Origin of the sequence: Massilia sp. PWRC2, assembly GCF_049896725.1 — a bacterium.
Classification (GTDB): Bacteria; Pseudomonadota; Gammaproteobacteria; order Burkholderiales; family Burkholderiaceae_D; genus JAFCUW01.
Genome location: NZ_JAFCUW010000003.1, coordinates 277,850 through 297,068, shown reverse-complemented (window position 1 = coordinate 297,068; position 19,219 = coordinate 277,850). Strand labels below are relative to the sequence as shown.

Annotated in this window: 18 protein-coding genes; 6 read left to right on the top strand and 12 right to left on the bottom strand. The window is 65.0% G+C overall.

What is annotated here, in order from left to right; translation table 11 throughout:
- Positions 1-15 precede the first annotated feature (15 nt).
- The gene (locus ACP7BZ_RS09030) at positions 16-843 is read left to right on the top strand and encodes a MaoC/PaaZ C-terminal domain-containing protein (RefSeq protein ID WP_426112229.1); all 828 of its coding nucleotides are present in this window, start codon (positions 16-18) and stop codon (positions 841-843) included.
- A 16-nt stretch (positions 844-859) separates the two neighbouring features.
- On the opposite strand, the gene ACP7BZ_RS09025 is transcribed toward ACP7BZ_RS09030, so the two are convergent.
- The 5 genes from ACP7BZ_RS09025 to ACP7BZ_RS09005 form a co-directional block, all read right to left on the bottom strand.
- Positions 860-1,354 (bottom strand): cytochrome b/b6 domain-containing protein, encoded by a 495-nt coding sequence (locus ACP7BZ_RS09025; protein ID WP_426112227.1) that lies wholly within the window; start codon positions 1,352-1,354, stop codon positions 860-862.
- A 25-nt stretch (positions 1,355-1,379) separates the two neighbouring features.
- Complete coding sequence (locus ACP7BZ_RS09020; RefSeq protein ID WP_426112225.1) at positions 1,380-1,673, bottom strand: PepSY domain-containing protein; 294 nt, start codon at positions 1,671-1,673, stop codon at positions 1,380-1,382.
- A gap of 22 nt (positions 1,674-1,695) precedes the next feature.
- Positions 1,696-2,379 carry a Fe2+-dependent dioxygenase gene (locus ACP7BZ_RS09015; RefSeq protein WP_426112223.1) on the bottom strand — a complete coding sequence of 228 codons (684 nt, stop codon included), beginning with the start codon at positions 2,377-2,379 and terminating at the stop codon, positions 1,696-1,698.
- A 9-nt stretch (positions 2,380-2,388) separates the two neighbouring features.
- A complete protein-coding gene (locus ACP7BZ_RS09010; protein ID WP_426112221.1) occupies positions 2,389-3,507 on the bottom strand; it encodes an alpha-hydroxy acid oxidase in 1,119 nt (372 codons plus the stop codon).
- 91 nt (positions 3,508-3,598) lie between these two features.
- A complete protein-coding gene (locus ACP7BZ_RS09005; protein ID WP_426112219.1) occupies positions 3,599-5,998 on the bottom strand; it encodes a TonB-dependent receptor in 2,400 nt (799 codons plus the stop codon).
- 272 nt (positions 5,999-6,270) lie between these two features.
- Here ACP7BZ_RS09005 and ACP7BZ_RS09000 point away from each other — a divergent pair, with 272 nt between their 5' ends.
- Entirely contained in the window at positions 6,271-6,534 is a 264-nt protein-coding gene (locus ACP7BZ_RS09000) for a hypothetical protein (RefSeq protein ID WP_426112217.1), read from the top strand.
- Positions 6,535-6,857: 323 nt separating this feature from the next.
- Here ACP7BZ_RS09000 and ACP7BZ_RS08995 read toward each other — a convergent pair whose 3' ends face one another.
- Both ACP7BZ_RS08995 and ACP7BZ_RS08990 read right to left on the bottom strand, forming a co-directional pair.
- Positions 6,858-7,787 carry a saccharopine dehydrogenase NADP-binding domain-containing protein gene (locus tag ACP7BZ_RS08995; RefSeq protein ID WP_426112420.1) on the bottom strand — a complete coding sequence of 310 codons (930 nt, stop codon included), beginning with the start codon at positions 7,785-7,787 and terminating at the stop codon, positions 6,858-6,860.
- Complete coding sequence (locus tag ACP7BZ_RS08990; protein WP_426112215.1) at positions 7,723-8,139, bottom strand: SDR family oxidoreductase; 417 nt, start codon at positions 8,137-8,139, stop codon at positions 7,723-7,725. The genes ACP7BZ_RS08995 and ACP7BZ_RS08990 overlap by 65 nt, the downstream gene beginning before the upstream one ends.
- Before the next feature lie 135 nt (positions 8,140-8,274).
- On the opposite strand from ACP7BZ_RS08990, the gene ACP7BZ_RS08985 reads away from it, so the two are divergent.
- Together ACP7BZ_RS08985 and ACP7BZ_RS08980 are read left to right on the top strand one after the other, a co-directional pair.
- Positions 8,275-9,171 carry an AraC family transcriptional regulator N-terminal domain-containing protein gene (locus ACP7BZ_RS08985; protein ID WP_426112213.1) on the top strand — a complete coding sequence of 299 codons (897 nt, stop codon included), beginning with the start codon at positions 8,275-8,277 and terminating at the stop codon, positions 9,169-9,171.
- Between the two features lie 18 nt (positions 9,172-9,189).
- Positions 9,190-9,543: a nuclear transport factor 2 family protein gene (locus ACP7BZ_RS08980; protein ID WP_426112211.1), complete on the top strand. Its 354-nt coding sequence runs from the start codon at positions 9,190-9,192 to the stop codon at positions 9,541-9,543.
- Positions 9,544-9,585: 42 nt separating this feature from the next.
- Here the strand turns inward: ACP7BZ_RS08980 and ACP7BZ_RS08975 are convergent, their stop codons facing one another.
- Positions 9,586-10,839: a M20/M25/M40 family metallo-hydrolase gene (locus tag ACP7BZ_RS08975; RefSeq protein WP_426112209.1), complete on the bottom strand. Its 1,254-nt coding sequence runs from the start codon at positions 10,837-10,839 to the stop codon at positions 9,586-9,588.
- A 10-nt stretch (positions 10,840-10,849) separates the two neighbouring features.
- Entirely contained in the window at positions 10,850-12,064 is a 1,215-nt protein-coding gene (locus ACP7BZ_RS08970) for a urate hydroxylase PuuD (RefSeq protein WP_426112207.1), read from the bottom strand.
- Positions 12,065-12,198: 134 nt separating this feature from the next.
- On the opposite strand from ACP7BZ_RS08970, the gene ACP7BZ_RS08965 reads away from it, so the two are divergent.
- The gene (locus ACP7BZ_RS08965; RefSeq protein ID WP_426112205.1) at positions 12,199-13,134 is read left to right on the top strand and encodes a LysR substrate-binding domain-containing protein; all 936 of its coding nucleotides are present in this window, start codon (positions 12,199-12,201) and stop codon (positions 13,132-13,134) included.
- A 72-nt stretch (positions 13,135-13,206) separates the two neighbouring features.
- Positions 13,207-14,997 carry an allantoate amidohydrolase gene (locus ACP7BZ_RS08960; protein WP_426112203.1) on the top strand — a complete coding sequence of 597 codons (1,791 nt, stop codon included), beginning with the start codon at positions 13,207-13,209 and terminating at the stop codon, positions 14,995-14,997.
- Between the two features lie 41 nt (positions 14,998-15,038).
- On the opposite strand, the gene ACP7BZ_RS08955 is transcribed toward ACP7BZ_RS08960, so the two are convergent.
- From ACP7BZ_RS08955 to ACP7BZ_RS08945, 3 genes are read right to left on the bottom strand one after another with little or no spacing between them, the layout of a single operon-like run.
- Entirely contained in the window at positions 15,039-16,289 is a 1,251-nt protein-coding gene (locus ACP7BZ_RS08955; RefSeq protein WP_426112201.1) for a Zn-dependent hydrolase, read from the bottom strand.
- Between the two features lie 16 nt (positions 16,290-16,305).
- Positions 16,306-17,718: a dihydropyrimidinase gene (gene hydA, locus ACP7BZ_RS08950; RefSeq protein WP_426112199.1), complete on the bottom strand. Its 1,413-nt coding sequence runs from the start codon at positions 17,716-17,718 to the stop codon at positions 16,306-16,308.
- Positions 17,715-19,214, bottom strand: coding sequence for an NCS1 family nucleobase:cation symporter-1 (locus ACP7BZ_RS08945; protein ID WP_426112197.1), 1,500 nt, complete (start codon positions 19,212-19,214; stop codon positions 17,715-17,717). The genes hydA and ACP7BZ_RS08945 overlap by 4 nt, the downstream gene beginning before the upstream one ends.
- Between the last annotated feature and the right edge of the window lie 5 nt (positions 19,215-19,219).

The following is a 19,219-nucleotide window of genomic DNA, read 5'->3' as shown; positions in this document are numbered from 1 at the left end:
GGTCATAATGGTCCGATGATTCCACCCCTGCCGTCGATGCGCATATCGAGTTTGCTGGCCGCGCTGTTCAAGCGCGCTACCCCGAGTGAAGGCACGCCCGCCGCGCTGCACAGCGAATTTATCCTGGAGCGGCTCGACGTCGACCATGTGGCGCGCTACAAGGCCCTGCTCGGCTTTACCAGCGAGCGCATTCCCCTCACCTACTACTATTTGCTGACCCAGCGCGCCCACCTGGCGACCCTGCTGGGCGCGGCGTTTCCATTCAGGGTGGCCGGCATGGTCCATCTGGAAAACAGCTTGCAGGAAGAGCGCCCCGCCGACCCTCTGCGCGCGCTGCACCTGCGCACCACGGTGACAGTGGCCGCACCCAGCGCCAGCGGCGCCATCGTCTGCGCTCTGCAGACAGTGGCGACCCAGGACGGTGCCGCCGTATTTAGCTGCCGCAGTGTGTATCTGGCCAGGCCAGGCAAGCGCAAAGGGGCGCCGGCGGCGCAGCGCGAGGCCATCGAAGGCAAGCGGGTTGGTGGCTGGGCAGTCGGTGGCGCGCTCGGACGCGCATACGCCAGCGTGTCGGGCGACTGGAATCCGATTCACCTGTGGCGCTGGTCGGCGCGCCTGATGGGCCAGCGCCGGCCCATCATTCACGGCATGCACAGCGTCGCCGCCGCCTGCGCCCTGCTCGAGCAGACCAGCGCGCAGCGGGTCACGGCCATCTCGGCCCGCTTCAAGGCGCCGATCGGCCTGCGCACGCGCCCTACCCTGTACGTCAGCGGCGACCAGCATCACTACTGCATCGGCCTCGATGGCCGCCGCCTGGTCGATGGCAGCGTCACCCTGGTGTGACCCGTCAGGCAGGCCGTTATTGCGGGCGTTTGCGGCCGGTGAGCATGGCCTTGAGCAGGTTTTCGCGATGCTGCCAGCTGGCCAGCAGCACGCCAGCGATGTGCAAGCCGATGAGCAGCAGCAGCAGCCAGGCCAGCGCCGTATGCAGGCGCACCGGCCACGCATAGCCCCATAACAGATCGGTGGTGGTGGCCCAGCCCGACAGCGCCACCAGCGCCACCGTGGTCAATAGCGCCACCACCATGGCGCCGCCGGCCGGGTTGTGACCCAGATAGCGCGCTGCGCTGCCACTGGCAATCTGGCGCAGATAGCGCAGCGTGGCGCGCGGCGGCGCCACGAACTGGCCGAAGCGGGCGTAGGCATTGCCGCGTGCTCCCCACAACAGGCGCAGGCCAACCACGGCGGCGGCGCCATAGCCGAGCCATTCGTGCAGGGGGCCGATGCGGCTGCGGCTCAACCAGGCGCCGGCAATCGTCAGCACCAGCAGCCAGTGCAGCAAACGCACCGGCATATCCCACACCCGCTGCGACGGCCCCTTACTCTTCAACGCGGGCAAAAGTGACGGGGTCGAAAAACGCTTCGACGCGCTTGCCCTGCGGGTCCTTGGCGTACACCTCGTAGCAGGTTTTCGACACTTCCATGCGGCGGATGGTCCAGCCTTCGGCAGCCAGTTTTTTCGCCAGTTCTTCGTGCGACTTCCACTGCTCTTTCGGGTAGGCCTTGCATTTGACATCGCCGTGGGCGCTGGCGCCGGCGGCAGCGCCGGCCAGCAGTGCGCACAGCAGCAAACGGCTGGCGATGGTGCGGCGCGATGGGGAGGTCGATTTCATGGGCTTCCTTCAATGATAGGGGTCAGGTGGTGGCCCAGCGGCGCACCAGGTTGTGATACACATTGGTCAGTTTCAGCAGGCGGGCATCGCTTGCCTCGAGCACCGGCGTCAACTGCTGAATCGCAGAATCGAGGTCGAACAGGGTGGCGCGGGCGGTATCGTCGCCCACCAGCGACTCGACCCAGAAAAACGACGCCACGCGGGCGCCGGCCGTGACTGGTGCCACCCGGTGCAGACTCGAGGCCGGGTACAGCACCATGTCGCCGGCGGCCAGCTTGATGGCCTGGGCGCCGAACTGGCCTTCGATTTCCAGCTCGCCACCGCTGTACTCGTCCGGCTCGGACAAAAACAGGGTGGCGGCGAGATCGGTGCGCACGCTCATCGCGCTGTCGGCCACATGCATGATGGCGCTGTCGACATGGGTGCCGTAACCGCCACCGACGTCGTAGCGGTTAAAGCGCGGTGGATAAATTTTACGGGGCAAGGCGGCCGACACGAACAGCGCGTGCGCGCCCAGCGTGCGCACAATGTGGTTGCCCAGGCTATGCGCCAGTTCGGCACTGTCGTCCAGCTGGCGGTTGTGCTTGACGGTGCGCGCCAATGTGCCGCCGCTGCGGGCGCCGTCTTCCCAGTCGGCGCCATCGAGATGGGCGCGAAACTGGCGTACTTCGTCCTTGCTTAAAACTTGTTCGAGGGTGATCAGCATGGTTCCTTCCTAGGCGGGTTGACGCCACAGCGTGGCGCGATCGATCTGATCGAGCGTGGCGCAACCGGCCAGCGCCATGCACAATTCAAGTTCTTCGCGCAGGCATTGCAGCATGTGCGCCACGCCCAGCGCGCCGGCCACCGCCAGCGCATACAGTTGCAGGCGGCCCACCAGCACGGCGTCCGCCCCCAACGCCAGCGCCTTAAAGATATCGCTGCCACTGCGGATGCCACCGTCGAACAACAGCGGCAGGCTGCCGACCGCTGCGCGCACCTGCGGCAGCGCATCGAGGCTGGCGGGGGCACCATCGAGGCCGCGCCCGCCGTGGTTGGAGACGACGATGCCGGCCACCCCCATGGCAGCGAGCTGGCGGGCGTCGTCCGGGTGCAGCACCCCTTTGACCCACACCGGCAAACGCGTTTGCGTCAGCAGCCAGGCCAGGTCGTCCCAGGTGGGGGCGCCGCGCATGGCGCCCTGGAAGATGCGGCTGTCGCCGTCGGCCAGCGCGGACAGCGCGCTGGCGGCGGGCTCACTGGCGAGGTTGGCGGCAACGCACGATGGCGGCAAGCGAAAGCCGGCGCGCAGCGCAGCGTGACCGGGAGCCTGGATGACGGCGTCAAAGGTGGCGACGATGGCGCTGCAGCCGGCTGCCTCGGCGCGCCGCAACAGGCGCATGGTGGCCTCGCGCCGGGGCTGAAAATACAGCTGGAACCAGTGCGGTCCGCCGGCCGCCCGGGCGATCTGTTCGACGGTGAACGACGACAGTGTGCTGCTGATGATGGTGGCGTCGACGGCGGCGGCGGCGCGTGCGCTATCGATGTCGGCGCCCGGGTGGGCCAGCGCCTGGAACGCCACGGGCGCCAGCAGGATGGGGTGAGAAACCGGTACGCCCGCCAGTTTGAGGCGGGTGTGGCCATGGCTGACGTCGCGCAGGATGCGCGGCAGCACCGACCAGCGCGCAAACGCCGCGCGGTTGGCGGCGCTGCTGCTGCCACTGCCGCTGCCGCCGGCGATATAGGCGAGCGTGGGCGGCGCCATGAATTGCGGCGCCAGACGCTCGTAGTCGAGCGCGCAGACGAGGTCGATGGGAATACTGGTCAGGGCGCTTTGCAAGGGGGTGCTGGTCATCGCTGAATGAATTGAAAAGGCGCCCTGCTGGCAGGCTGCGCACTCAATGAAAAATGGGACCGTCACAATGCGGTGACAGTCCCCCGGCCGCTTACATTTCGTAGTTGAGCGTCACCCGTACCGACCGCGCATCACCCTTGTAGAGGAAAGAACCGGAGCGGTACACCGCCGTATAGTAATCCTTGTTGAAGGCGTTGAGCACATTGACGCGAACGTCGAGCTTCTTGTTGAAGCGGTAGGCGGCGAACAGGTCGGAGACGTTAAACGACGGCACCGGCTGCGCGCATGTGCCATTGGTGTAGCCGGCGCCCGTATCAGGCTGGCCGCCGCAGCGGCTGCTCTCGTAGCGGTGGATGGCGCCAACCGAGAAGGCGTCCGTCAACTGGTACTTGGCCTGCAGCGAATACGACTTGTCGGCGAAGTTCGACAGCGGGTTGCCAATGTTGGTGGCGGTGGCCGAGGCCAGCACTTTCGATTTCATGACAGCGGCGCCAGCCTGCAGCGACAGCTTGTCGGTGGCGTCGCCTGACAGGCCCAGTTCAAAACCACGCACGCGGTTTTTCCCCGTATTGAAGGTGCCGATGGTGTCGTAATTGGCGCCTTCCATGACGTCCTTCTTGGTGGTCTGGAACAGCGCGGCGGTGGCCAGCAGCTGCTGGTCGAGCAGATTCCACTTGGTGCCCAGTTCCAGGTTGGTCGAGGTTTCCGGCTTGGCGCCGGCAATCTGGTTCTGGTACAGCACGGCGCCGCCGTAGCCGCTGCTGGTGCCCGCATCGGCTTCGCCGCCGTTGATATCCTGCGCCGTCGATGCGCTGGCGTAGGTGATCAGGTCCTTGGCCAGTTTATAGGTCAGGCCAAAATGGCCGTTGACCAGGGTGTCCTTGTAACCGTAGGCGCCGCTGACGACGTTGGTGCTGTTATTGATGCGCACCAGGTCGAGGTCGAAGCGGTCGGCGCGGACGCCGCCAAAGGCCGACAGGCGCTCGCTCAGGTCGACCGTGTCCATGGCGGTGACGGCCACGGTTTTGACGCGCCAGTCCTGGTTCTTGCCCAGCCGGGTGGCACTGCGGCCGGCCAGATTGGCCAGGTCGGTCACCGCCGTGCCATTCGGTGTGATGAAGCAGTAGGCGTTGTTCGGACCAGTCGGCGCGGTGGTGGCGTTCGACGAGCGGCAATTGGCGGCAGCGCTGTTGGTGAGGGCGTAGTTACCGGAGACGACCTTGTGATCGGTGTACTCGACGCCGACAATGAATTCGTTTTTCAGGCCCGCCAGGGTGGTGTCGAAGCGCAGATTGCTCTGGTGGGCAAAGTAATCGACCTCCTGCCAGCCGCTGTGGCCAGCATCGATGGCGCCGGTGGTGTAGCCGACGCCGGTGACACCGTTGTAGCGCGTGCCGCTCGAAGCACCGGTGGTGACATAGCCATTGTTGGAGGTGCCGTAGCGGGTCAGGCTGGTCAGGCGCAGATTCGGCGCCAGCTTCCAGTTGATGCGGGCGGTGACGGTGTCGACGTCTGATTTCAAAAAGTCGCTGCTCTGGGCATACACCGGCACATCGGTGGCCGGCACCCGGTTGGGCAATGCGCCCGCCAGATAAGCGCCCAGGTCGGGCGCGGTGTCGTGCGTACGCAAGCCATAATAATCGAGGGTGACCGACAGGTCCTTGTTCACTTCATACAGGCCGGAGATCGCCACGCCCTTGCGTTCGCGCGCAGCCGGTTTGCGGTCGGGGACATGTTCGTCGCCGTACAGCGCATTCACACGCAACGCGAAGTTTTCGCCGAAGCCCTTGTTGAAATCCGTCGTAAAACGCTTCTGGCTGTCGGTGCCAAGACCGGCCGAGACGCGCGTGAAATCGTGATCGAGCGTGGCCTGCTTGGTGATGGCGTTGATGGCGCCGCCGGCGGTACCGCGACCGGCAAAGCTCGAATTGGGGCCCTTGGCAATTTCCAGCTGCTCGACGGCGAAACTTTCGCGGGTGCTCATGCCAGGGTCGCGCAGACCATCGACAAACACGTCGCTGCGCGCTTCCTGGCCGCGAATGATGTAGCGGTCGCCGAAGGCATTGCCGTTTTCGCCGGTGCCCAGGGTGATGCCCGCCTGCGCGGCGAGGATCTGCTTGAGGTCAGTGACGCCGGCGTCGTCGATGGCGGTCTTGGTCAGCACCGTGATGGTCGACGGCGTCTCGGCCAGCGGGCGCGTGTGGCGGGCGTCGCCCGAGGTGCGCGCTTTGTAGGGCGAGCCCACTTCGGCGTTGGGATTCGATTCAACCCGCTTGCCCAGCACGATCACCTCGCCCAGTTCGCGCACCTGGGTGCCATCAGGGCTGCTTGCCGTACTTTGCGCCAGCGCCGCCAGCGGCATCAACAGCATGGCAGCCGAGACACTCATGGCGAGGCTCGAACGCTGCAACGGGGTGGCGGTGGCGGTGGCGGTGAAATAAGAGGCGGACTGGCGCAGCGACAGTGGCTGGCAAACGGACGAGTGGTTCATGGTTCCCTTGTGGCGTCGTGAATTGGTGGGCGATGCCGCCGGTGCTGCCGGCATCAACTTGAACACGATCATAAAGGAGTCTGGACTTTCTGTAAATAGGAATCACTCTCATTTCGATTTGTGTTCACAAATAACATTTTGCCTTTATTTGCTTACAACACGCCCTAGATATACGAATTGCTTATGGATGGCATCAGGAAATAAAAGTTCCTGTATTGACTTGGGCTACTTATACTGCACTGCAACAACGCCACACTTCAAGGACCGACACCATGACTACCGCCTCTTTTTCGCATGACAGCGCTGCCCTGCGCAATTACTTTTCTGACCTGGCCCGCGCCGCCCGCGCCTTCGCCGATGCCCTGTTTGCCGCCCAGGCGCGCCAGTTCGTCGTTCAGGAAGTGCGCGTCGTTGCGCCAGTGACGCCAGCCGTGCGCCAGCGCAGCCTGCGCCAGATGTTTGCCCTGGCCCGCGACGTCGAGCATTTTTCGCCGAACCTGGCAGCCGAACTGCGCACCATCGCGGCGCGGGATTAAGCCATGGACATGAATTTGCTCGAGTTCGTCCCGGTCGCCCTCGCTGCCGTCGTCGTCGCCATCCGCCTGACCATGTTCACCCCGCGTGCACGCCGCAATGGCAGCAAATCCGGTGCCTGAGCCGCTGTGGCGCCGCGCTGTACGCTGTATCGAACCGGACACTGTCCGGTTTTTTTTCGTCCAGATGGAGCGCTGCGGCGTCATCGCGACAGCATGTTTGCCAAGAATACCCACATGACAGCGTGAACCATCGGCCCGCCAAAGCGGCCCTTACTGTCTTCATCGACGCCTGGCTGGGCCACGCAACAGGCGCACCGCCACCGTTACGCCATGTCGATGATGCGTGTATCTGCAATCGACACGGCAAAGCCGGCGCCGAACACGGTTGCCGGCGTTTGAAATCCTGACTTGACCTGCCCCGCCACCAGCAAGCTTAAAGCAGCGACGGCAGCGAGCGGCGTATAGCTATAACCGTTCACGGTATCGATGCGCGCGCGCACCACCGTGCCATCGCTCGCAGTAACTTCCGCCACGACGCTGGCGCGGTTGGCAACGCGCTCTTTGAGTGACGGACCTGCAGCCATCGCCGCTACCTCTTGCGGCAAGATGTTGTCTTTGATGTTGACAAACAGGGCGATATTGGGAATGCCGGTCGAGTGCCAGGCAGTAATCAGATCGCCGAACGACAGCGGCACACAGTCGACCGGACCGGCACCAAAGTCGAAGCGTTGTGGCGTTGCGTCAGGCTTGGCCACAATGGCGCCATCGGCCCTGACCAGCAGACCAACGCCAACAATTTCGCCCACGCTGCTGGCCGCGCCGCGCGACATCGAATTGGCAACCTGCAATGCCATGTTGCGATGCAGGGGTTGTTCAACTTTGGCGGCAAGATACCGTGCCAGGCAATCGCTCGGCACCCCATCCCAGCCGACACCGGGCAGTAACATGACGCCGGCGGCCGGTGCGCGCGCGGACCGTGCTTGCGCCAGTGCATAAACGTTATATTCGGCGGTGATATCAAGGTAATGGACGCCGCAGGCGATGCAGGCGTCCATCAAGGGCTGCGCCGCACTGGCGAACGGGCCGGCGCAATGGAGAACGGCAGTCATGCCAGCCAGGCCGGTGCGGATGGCGGCCGGATCGTCGAGTGCGAAGACGCGAAACGGCACGCCGAGCGTCTCTGCCAGTTCAGCAACTTGCGCAGCGTTGCGGCCGGCAATCTCGAACGCCAGCTGGCTGTCGCGCGCCTGCATGGCGACCAGTGTGCCGGTGTAGCCGGTGGCGCCATAGATGAGGATGGTGGAAGTCATGGAATATCTTTCTGAATGAGGGATGGCCGCGTCGGCAGCAAACGGGCCTGTTGCATTCAATGAGATAGCCGCCGCCCACTTCGATGGTCTGGGCATTGACCCAGGCGGTGTCGGTGGAGAGCAGGGTGGCGATGACACGGCCGACAACGTCGGGCTCACCAACGCGGCCCAGCGCAGTTTGCCCGGCGAGCATGGTTTCGAATGCCGCATTTAAACCGCCACCAAGCTCAGTGCGAATGGCGCCGGGCGAGACGGCGTTGACGCGGCTGCCGCCGGTGATGACGATGACTTGCATGTAAAACTCCAGTGATTGAAAGTGAGGCCTTCACTGTAGCGACGCCGCGGTGATCGGACACATCCAATCCTGCCTGAAACCTGCCTGATCCTGCTTTGCCCTTGTGCGCTGGCCGGCGTTAAGGTCCAATCCATCATGGACAAAAAACACAACGAGCAGATGGACCGGCTGCGCGCTCTGGCAGCGCTGCCCGGGAATGGGCGGCTGGAGACGGGCATCGCGCGCGTGACGATGGTGCGCGGCGCCATCGCCGAGCACGAACTGGCCACCGTGTACGAGCCGATGATCAACCTGATCCTGCAAGGCAGCAAAACGATGACAGTGGGCGAGCAGACCTTCGACTATGATCCGGCGACCTATTTCGTCATGTCGGTCGAGCTGCCGGCGGTCGGCGTGATCCGCGCCGATGCGGCAGGTCGCCCCTACCTGGCGGTGGCTCTAACGCTGGTGCCGTCTATCCTGGCCGAACTGATCGCCGACCTGCCGCCGGGCTGCGCCGACAGCGGCGGCAATGCCTTTTCGGTGGCAGCGGTGACGCCGGAGCTGCTCGACGCGTGGACACGCATGCTCGACCTGATGACCCGCCCAGGCGATATCGCTGCGCTGGCGCCCGCGTACGAGCGCGAGATACTGTACCGCGTGTTGCAAGGGCCGCATGGCGCCATGTTGCGAGCCATCGCCGCGCCCGACAGCACCATGGCGCGGCTGGCGAGCGCGATCACCTGGATCCGCCGCGACTTCCACCTGCCCTTGCGGGTCGAGGCGCTGGCGGCCAGGGCGGCGATGAGCGTGTCGGCCTTTCACCGCCACTTCAAGGCAGCGACCTCGTTGAGTCCCGTGCAATACCAGAAGCGTATCCGGCTGATGCACGCACGTACACTGATGGTGGCCAAGGGCAGCAGCGTGGCGGCGGCCGCCTACGATGTCGGCTACGAAAGCGCCACCCAGTTTAGCCGCGAATATGCGCGCCTGTTCGGCATGGCGCCGCTGCGCGACGCCGCGCGCATGCTGGCGCACACCCGCAATCGATGATCAACTACGGAGTTCCAATTGAATCTTGAGCCAACCACGACGACCATGCGCAAGAACGCTGATGCGTTTATCGCCGCCACCAACTGCGGTGACGTTGACGCCGTATTAAAATTGTTTACACCCAATGCCGTGATCGACGATCCATCGACCGGCCATTGTTTCGATGGCCAGCGCGGCATCCGCTCCTACGTCGAGCAGTATTTTATTGGCTATCACACCCTCACGCGCTTGCTCTCGCTGGAGATGCTCGCCACCGGCGTGGCGCGGGTGCGCGTCGATTTTACCGGTGATTTTGGCCACGAAATCGGATTGCTCGACATCGCCGTCGATGCCGCCGGCACCATCGTGCGCATCGATGCCAGTCTCGAATAAGGCCGTGGCCGGGGGTGCTGACGGCTGCCGTGGCAGCTGTGACTACTGCGCCGCCAGCAAATCGAGCAAGGTCAGCGCCACCACCTTGGTGGCGCTGCGCAAATCGGCCAGCGCCAGCCGTTCGTCGGCCTTCTTGGCATTCGACTCGGGCACCGTGCGCGGACCGGCGCCATACAGCACCGCCGGAATGCCACGCTCGCCATACAGGCGCGCATCGGCATACAGCGGCGTGCCCTGCGCACTGATCGCCTCGCCCAGCACCAGCCGGGCATTTTTTTGCAGGGACGCCACCAGCGGCGCCGCGCCCGCCAGGGGCCGCAACGCGTGCGACAGCAGCAGGCGGCGGATGTCGACGCGGATGCCGTCGACACCGGCGACAGCGCCCTCGATGAGCGCGCGCACCTGCGCTTCGACCAGCACCGGGTCTTCTTCGGGGATCATGCGGCGGTCCAGTTTCATCACCACTTTGCCGGGCACCACATTGGTATTGGTGCCGCCATCGATGCGCCCGACCAGCATGGTGGGACAATCGATGCCGGCGATGCCGGACTTGATCTGCCGCAGGCGCGGCAAGTCGCCATAGAGCGCATTGAGAATGCGGGTGGCTGCTTGTAAGGCGTCGACGCCCGTCTCCGGCATGGCGCCGTGCCCCGACTTGCCGTGCACCGTCACTTCCAGCTGCAGGCAGGCGTTGTGGGCGGTGACGATGTGGTAGCTGAAACCGGCGGCGATCACCAGGTCGGGCTGCGTGAGGTTTTGTTCCAGCAGCCAGCCCGGCCCCAGCAAACCACCGAATTCTTCATCATAAGTAAAGTGCAGTTCGACCGCGCCATGCAAAGCGATACCGGCCGCTTCGAGCGCGCGCACCGCAAAAATATAGGTGGCAAAGTCGCCTTTTGACACCGCCGTCGCGCGGCCGTAGATAAAGCCATCGACCACCTCGCCGCCATACGGCGCATGGGTCCAGCCTTCGCCGGGCGGCACCACATCGCCATGGGCATTGAGGGCGATGGTGGGGCCGCCACCGTTTCCATACGGGCGCCGTACGATCAGGTTGGTGATGCTTTGCATGCCGTAGGCTTCGACGGCCGCGCGCGGCACCGGGTGCTGCTCGGCGTGCCAGCCGAACCGTTCGACCATCTGCGCCACCGCCTCGGCGTGCGGCGCGTTGTTGCCGGGCGGGGTGTCGGTGGGGATCTGCACCACGCCCTGTAAAAACGCCACCTGTTCATCGAAATGGGCGTCGATCCAGTCGCTGATGGCCGCCTGTGCCGGGGTTTGTTGAATATTTTGCATGGCTGCTTTCTTAGAGGGCGCCGGCTTCATACCACGCCGCCACCTGGGCCCGTTCGGCATCGGTCATACCGGTCAGGTTCGCCAGCGGCATCGCTTTGGTTTGTACTGCCTGCTGGTAGATGCGCGCGGCGTTCTGGTGAATGAGCGCCGGCGTGTGCAGTTCGACCCCGGCCGGCGCCGCCGCAAAGCCGGCCTGGGTGGGCTTGTCGGCGTGGCAGGCGGTGCAGCGGGCGGTGATAATGGCCTGGACCCGGACAAAGCGCGCCACCGGGTCGCTGGCGGCGACGGCGGCCGACGGCGGCGGCGCAATCGCCACCGCCAGCGCCAGCAGAATCGCCACGCCGGCGAGCGGATAGCGCCACTCGATGCGGCCGCGGTGGCGCAAATTGAAGAAGTGGCGGATCAACACGCCGGCCGCCATGATCGCCGCCAGCACGGCCCAGGCGTGGCGGTGGTGATAGATCATCGCGTAGTGGTTGCTGATCATGATGAACAGCACCGGCAACGTGAAGTAATTGTTATGCACGCTGCGCTGCTTGGCGCGCAGACCGTGGATGGGGTCGGGCTTGCCACCGGCGGCCATCGCCGCCACCATCTTGCGCTGACCGGGAATGATCAGCATGAGCACATTGGCCACCATGATGGTGCCGATCATGGCGCCGACGTGGATGGTGGCGGCGCGCCCGCTCAGATAGTGACCAAGCAGGGCGGCGCTGGCCACCAGGAAGGCGTACATCACCACACCGAAGGCCACATCATGCTGGCCCAGCTTCGAGCGGCACAGCAGGTCGTAGACGGTCCAGCCCAGCACCAGGCTGACGATACCAATGGCAACTGCCTGCAGGCTGGAGAGATCGGCCACCGATTTATCGACCATCATCGCCTGGGCGTTGAAGTAATACACGATGGTCAACAGGGCAAAGCCGGACAGCCAGGTCGAATAGGCTTCCCATTTGAACCAGTGCAGTTGCTTGGGCAGTTCAGCCGGCGCCACCAGGTATTTTTGCGGGTTATAAAAGCCGCCGCCGTGCACCGCCCACAGTTCGCCCGACACCCCCCTGGCGGCGAGCGCCGAGCCCGGCGCGGGCGGCCGGATGTTGTTGTCCAGCCAGACAAAATAAAACGAGGCGCCGATCCAGGCGATGCCGGTGATGACGTGCAGCCAGCGCACCACCAGGTTGAGCCAGTCGAGCAGATATGGGGTCAGATAGCCGAAAACATCCATGGGGTTCCTGAATTTTTTTTATAAATGGAAAGGCGTGCGCAGAGGTCGGCCAGTGTAGGCAAGATAGCCTGAAATGCCTGAGCCGACATGAAAAATCGCGTATATTTGACATACACAATTCTATATAGTCCTCCATGTCCGCCCTGCCCCAGCACCTCGATATCCACCTGATCCGCATCCTCTACCTGCTGCTGGTGGAAAAAAACGTCTCGCGCGTGGCCTTGAAACTAAATCAACCGCAGCCCTCGATTTCGGCCTCGCTGCGCAAGCTGCGCGAACTGACGGGCGATGCGCTGCTGGTGCGCGGTGCGCGCGGCATGGTGCCGACCCAGCACGGCGAGAGCCTGCTGCGCCCGGCCAAACGCATCCTCGACGAGGCCGAGAGCCTGTTCATCAAGAAGTCGCCATTCGTGCCGGAAGAAGCGGCGCCCACCTTTCACATCGCCGCCCCCGATTATCTCGACAGCCAGTTTCTGCCCAACGTGGTGGCGGCGCTGCGGCGCGGCGCCCCCAACAGCCGGGTGATCATCCACAGCCTGGGACCAGGGGTCGACTACCTGCGCATGCTCTCCGACGGCGACATGGACCTGGTGATCGCCAACTGGGACGAACCGCCGCCGCACCTGCACATCTCCAAGCTGTTCGAAGACCCCATCGTCTGCACCATGCGCGCCGATGCGCCGTATGCGCGGCGCACCGCGGCCGACGCCATGACAGTGGACGACTACCTGGCGCTGCCGCACGTGGCGCCGTCGCCGATGGTGCCCGGCTACGTCGGCGTGATCGATGCCTTCCTCGAGCGCCAGGGCCTGCGCCGCAAGGTGGCAGTGGAGTCGCCCTATTTCGGCCTGATTCCCTACATGCTCACGCAAACCGACCTGGTCTTGACGACCGGCCGCCAGTTCCTGCGCTACTACGAAAAGACGCTGGCCCTGAAAACCTTCAGCGTGCCGGTCAAGTTCCCGCCGATGCGCTTTTACCAGCTGTGGCACCAGCGCGTGCACCAGTCGCCCGAGCACAAGTGGCTGCGCGACCAGGTCAGTGCCGCGGCCAGGGCGCTGCCCAAATAAACACCATGGGCGCGCGCATATGTCAGCGCCGCTGCCACGGTTTATCATCGACGCTCAACAATGGAAGCTGCCATGACCACACTGACTGACCTGAACGCCGCCGACAGCGCCACCTTCGTGCGGGCCCTGCACGGCATCTATGAGCATTCGCCGTGGATCCCCGCACGCGCCGCCGGCCAGCGGCCGTTCGCCACGCTGGCCGCCCTCAAGCTGGCGCTGCAGGCAGCTGTCGACGGCGCCAGCGAGGCCGAACAGCTGGGCCTGATCCGCGCCCACCCCGAGCTGGCCGGCAAGGCCGCGATCGCCGGCCAGCTGACGGCCGCATCGACCGGCGAACAGGCCAGCTCCGGCCTGCACCAGTGCAGCGAGGGTGAATACGCCACCCTGCAGCAGCTCAATGCCGACTACAACGCCCGCTTTGGCTTTCCGTTTATTTTGGCAGTCAAGGGTGTGCACGGCACCGGCATGACGCGCACCGACATCATCGCCACCTTCCGCCGCCGCCTCAAGCACCAGCGGGTCGATGAACTGGCCGAATGCCTGCGCCAGATCCACCGCATCGCCGAACTGCGCCTCAATGCGCTGCTGGGCGTGCGCCTGGAACTGGGCACGCGCATCATGGACTGGGCCGACCAGCTGGGCCGCCTGAGCGACGCCGCCGAGGGCCTCACCTGCGCCTACCTGACGCCGGCGCACCAGCACAGCGCGCGCCAGCTGCAGGCGTGGATGGACGAGTGCGGCCTGGTCACCCACATCGACGCCGTCGGCAACGTGGTGGGGCGCTATGCGTCGGACCGGCCTGATGCGAAAACGCTGATCACCGGTTCGCACTACGACACCGTGCGCGATGGCGGCAAGTACGACGGCCGCCTTGGCATTTTGCTGCCGATGGCAATCGCCGGCCAGCTGCACGCCAATGGCACGCGCCTGCCCTACCACCTGGAGATCATCGCCTTCGCCGAAGAAGAAGGGGTGCGCTTCAAAAGCACGTTTTTGGGCAGCAATGCGGTCGCTGGCCGCTTCGATCCGGGCCTGCTCGAGCGGCGCGACGATGCTGGCGTCTCCATGCGCGATGCCTTGACAGCGGCCGGTCACGATGTCGGCGCCATCACCGGCATTGCGCGGCGGCGCCAGGACATCCTCGGCTACGTCGAAGTGCATATCGAGCAGGGGCCGGTGCTGTTGGAGACGGGCCTGGCGCTGGGGGTGGTCAGCGCGATTGCCGGCAGTTCGCGCTACCTGGTCGAGCTGACCGGCCTGGCCAGCCACGCCGGCACCACGCCGATGACGATGCGACGCGACGCTGCCGCTGCTGCCGCCGAAATCATCCTGATGGTCGAGCAGCGCTGCCTGCTCGGATCAGCGCTGGTGGGCACGGTCGGCCAGCTCGAGGTGCCGGGCGGCTCCGTCAATGTGATCCCCGGCCACTGCAAACTGTCGCTCGACATCCGCGCCGCCAGCGACAGCGTGCGCGAGGCAGCGGTGGCCGACATCTTTGCGGCGCTCGCGCAAATCTGCCAGCAGCGCCAGGTCGAGGCCAGCATCGTCGAAATCGTTTCAGCGAAGGCGGCGCCGTGCGCGCCAGCGCTGATGCGCCAGCTGGGAGAAGCAGTCGAACGGGCCGGCCTGCCGCGCTTTGATTTGCCATCGGGCGCCGGGCACGACGCCATGGCGATGGCGGCGCTGACCGACGTCGCCATGCTGTTTGTCCGCTGCGGCAATGGCGGCATCAGTCACAACCGGCTCGAGACGATGACGGCCGATGACGCCGATATCGCCGCGCGCGTGCTGCGCGATTTTCTGCTGGCGTATGACGGAGCGGGGACTGGGACCGCAGGTGCCGGTCCCAAGGGGGCTCTGTAGCATCGCAAATGGGGACCGGCGAGCGCCAGCCCCCCCCTGCGCTACACCTGCCCGGCCCGCTCCAGCATCGCCAGCAACAGCACATTGCAGCCCGCCTCCAGGTGATCGGCGCGCGCATCCTCGATCTCGTTATGGCTGATGCCATCCTTGCACGGCACAAAAATCATGCCGGCCGGCGCCAGCCGCGCCGCATAGATGGCGTCATGGCCGGCGCCTGACACCACATCCATGGTCGAGTATCCCAGCGCCTCGGTGGCCCGCCGCACCGCCCCCACGCAGTCCGCATGAAACGGGCACGGCGGATAATACGAGACCCGCTCGATGCTGATCGCCAGTCCGCTGTCGCGCCGCACCTGCTCGATAAACGCCAGCATCGCTTCGTGCATGGTGTTGAGCAGTTCATCGTTCACATTGCGCAGGTCAATGCTGAATGTGACTTCGCCGGGAATCACGTTGCGGCTGTTGGGGAACACCTGCACCATGCCGACCGTGCCGCGCCCGTACGGCGGGTAGCGGTTGGCCAGCGCCACCACTTCCTGCATGATGACGGTGGCCACCTGCAGGGCGTCGCGGCGCAGGCCCATGGGCGTCGGTCCCGCGTGCGCTTCCATGCCGGTGACGACGCAGTCGTACCACGACAGCCCCATCACCGCCGGCACCACGCCGATCACCTTGTCGGCGTCTTCCAGCACCGGTCCCTGTTCGATGTGCGTTTCAAAATAGGCGCCGATCGGATGCTGGCCCGGCACCTGCTCGCCGAGGTAACCGATGCGCGCCAGTTCATCCTTGACCGTCAAGCCCTCGGTGTCCCTGGCGGCATAGGCCGTGTCGAGACTGAAGGCGCCGCAAAACACGCCCGAGCCCATCATCACCGGCACAAAGCGCGAACCTTCTTCGTTGGTCCAGAACGCCACCTCGATGGGTGCCTCGGTCTCGATGCCGCGCTCGTTGAGGGTGCGCACCACTTCGAGGCCGGCGAGCACGCCGTAATTGCCGTCGAACTTGCCGCCGGTCGGCTGGGTGTCGATATGGCTGCCCGTCATCACCGGTGGCAGCGCCCCATTGCGCCCCTCGCGGCGCATGAACACATTGCCGATCTGGTCGATGGTGATGCGCATGCCGGCGGCGCGGCCCCAGCCCACCACCAGGTCGCGGCCCTGGCGATCGAGGTCGGTCAGCGCCAGCCGCTTGACGCCGCCCTTGGCGGTGGCGCCGATCTGCGCCAGTTCCATCAGCGAGGCCCACAGGCGGCTGCCATTGATGCGTGCCTGCGTCGTCATAGTCGTCGTCATCGTCATACTCCTTGTGTCAGTCAGCAACCGTGCGCAGCGCTTTGGGCGCGGCGGAAAATGGCGGGCGCTCGACGTGGCGGCCGGCCCCTTCGACAGCGCGCAGGTCGCCCCGTTCGAACACCACCTTGCCGGCGGCGATGGTGTGCGTATTGATGCCCTTGACGGTGCGCCCTTCGAACACATTAAAACCACCCTTGGCGAACTGGGTGTGGGCGGAGATGGTGCGGCTGCCGTTGGGATCCCACACCACCAGGTCGGCGTCAGCGCCGGCGGCAACGACGCCCTTGCGCGGATACATATTAAAAATCTGCGCGGCGTTGGTCGAGGTGACGCGGACAAATTCCGACGGCGTCAACAGGCCGCTGCCGACGCCGGCATCCCACACCACCGACATGCGCTCTTCGACGCCGCCGCAGCCATTCGGAATGCGGGTAAAGTCATCCTTGCCCACCGCCTTTTGCGCGGCGCAAAAGGTGCAATGATCGGTAGCGGTGGTGTGCAGGTTGCCACCGCGCAGACCGCGCCACAGGGCCGCCTGGTGGTGCTTGCCGCGAAACGGTGGGCTCATCACGTGGCCGCGGGCGAAATCGGGATCGTCGCTCTGGTAGACGCTGTCGTCGATCACCAGGTGGCCGGCCAGCGCTTCGCCATACACGCGCTGGCCCTTGGCGCGCGCGCGGGCGATGGCGTCGAGCGACTCTTCGCACGAGACGTGGACGATGTAGGCGGGCGTGCCGATCACGTTGGCGATCGCAATGGCGCGGTTGGCCGCTTCCGCTTCCACTTCGGGTGGGCGCGACAGCGGATGGGCCGCTGGCCCGGTGATGCCCTTCTTGAGCAAATCCTGCTGCAGCTGGTACACCAGTTCACCGTTCTCCGCATGCACGGTGGGAATCGCCCCCAGTTCGAGCGAGCGGGTAAAGCTTTTGATCAGCGTTTCATCGTCGGCCATGATGGCGTTTTTGTAGGCCATGAAGTGCTTGAAGCTGTTGACGCCATGGTCGCGCACCAGCGTGCCCATGTCGGCGTGGACGGTGTCGCTCCACCAGGTGACGGCAACGTGAAAGGTGTAATCGCCAGCCGAACGGGCGGCCCAGCCGCGCCAGGTGTGATACGCCTCGAGCAGCGACTGCTGCGGATTGGGGATGACGAAATCCATGATGGTGGTGGTGCCACCGGCCAGACCGGCGGCGGTGCCGGTAAAAAAATCGTCGGCGGTGACGGTGCCCATGAACGGCAGCTGCATGTGGGTGTGGGTATCGATCCCGCCCGGCATGATGAACTGGCCGGTGGCGTCGATGATGGTGGCGTGCGGCGGCGCCTCGAGGTGCTCGCCGACGGCGACAATCAGGTCGCCGTAGCACACCACATCGGCTTTGAAGGCACGGTCGCCGTTGACGACGGTACCGCCGCGAATGAAGATACTCATGATGGGTCTCCTGTAAGGGGCGCCCGGGCCGGCGCCAGCACGGGGCTGCGGCCCCGCATCAGCACACCGTACACGAGGGCGGAAATGGCGATACCGACGAACCACGCGTAGGTATAGAGTAGCTTGAAAACGGCGCCGACGCCGGGAAACGCAGCCGGGAACGCGGCATTGAGAAAGCCGGGAATATTCGGCAGCACGCCGGCGAGAAAGGCAACAATCGCCACCCTGTTCCAGCCATTGCCATACGAGTAGGCGCCGCCGTCGCGATAGAGCTGCTGCACATCGAGTTCGGTTTTGCGCACCAGGTAATAGTCGACGATCAGGATACCGGCGATGGGACCGAGCAGCGCCGAGTAGCCAATCAGCCAGGTAAATATATAGCCCTCGGTGGTTTCCAGTATTTTCCACGGCATCATCACCAGGGCGATGGCGGCGGTCAGGTAGCCGCCGCTGCGATACGAAATATGGCTGGGCGCCAGCGCCGAAAAATCGTAGGCCGGCCCCACCAGGTTGGCCGCCAGGTTGACGCTGACGGTATCGACCAGCAGCACGATCAGGGCGATCAGCACGGCCGCTCCCGTCATGCGGCTGGCCAGGTCGACCGGGTCCCAGATCGCCTTGCCATACAGGACCACGGTGGCCGAGGTGACGATCACCGCCAGCGCCGCCAGTAAGCCCATCGGCAGCGGCAAGCCGACGCTCTGGCCGATCAGCTGGTCGCGCTGGGTCCTGGCGAAGCGGGTGAAGTCGGGGATGTTGAGCGCCAGCGTGGCCCAAAAACCCACCATGGCGGTGAGCGATGGCCAGAACACGGTCCAGAACTGGCCCGCTTTTTTGCCACCGTCGACGAATTGCGAGGGTGCCTCCAGCAGCGGACCGAAGCCGCCCGCCTGGTTGTGAGCCCAGCCCAGCAGCACGAAGCAAATAACGATTTTCAGCGGTGCCGTCCAGGTTTCCAGCTTGCGGATGGCATCCATGCCATGGACGATGTAATAGAACTGGATGGCCCAGAAAGCCAGAAAGCAGGCCAGCTGGGCGCCGTTGATGCCAAGGCCGCCCAGCTTGTCGCCGCCGATCGGATGGCCGGCCAGCACGCCGAGCAGCGTATAGATCATGGCGCCGCCGAACCAGGTCTGGATGCCGTACCAGCCGCAGGCGACAATCGCCCGCATCAGTGCCGGCAATTTTGCGCCGGCGGTGCCGAACGAGGCGCGCGCCAGCACGGCGTAGGGAATGCCGTACTTGGTGCCGGCGTGGCCGATCAACAGCATCGGCAGCAGCACGATGGCGTTGGCAAGGAACACCGTGAAAATCGCCTGGTAGCCGGACATGCCACCTTCGATCAGGCTCGCCGAGAGCGTATAGGCGGGGATGCACATGACCATGCCCACCCACAGGGCGGCGAAGTGGTACCAGCGCCAGGTGCGCTGGGCCGCCGTGGTGGGGGCGAGGTCGGCGTTCCAGAGGTGGGGGCTGGCGGATTGTTGTGCGCTCACTGGGG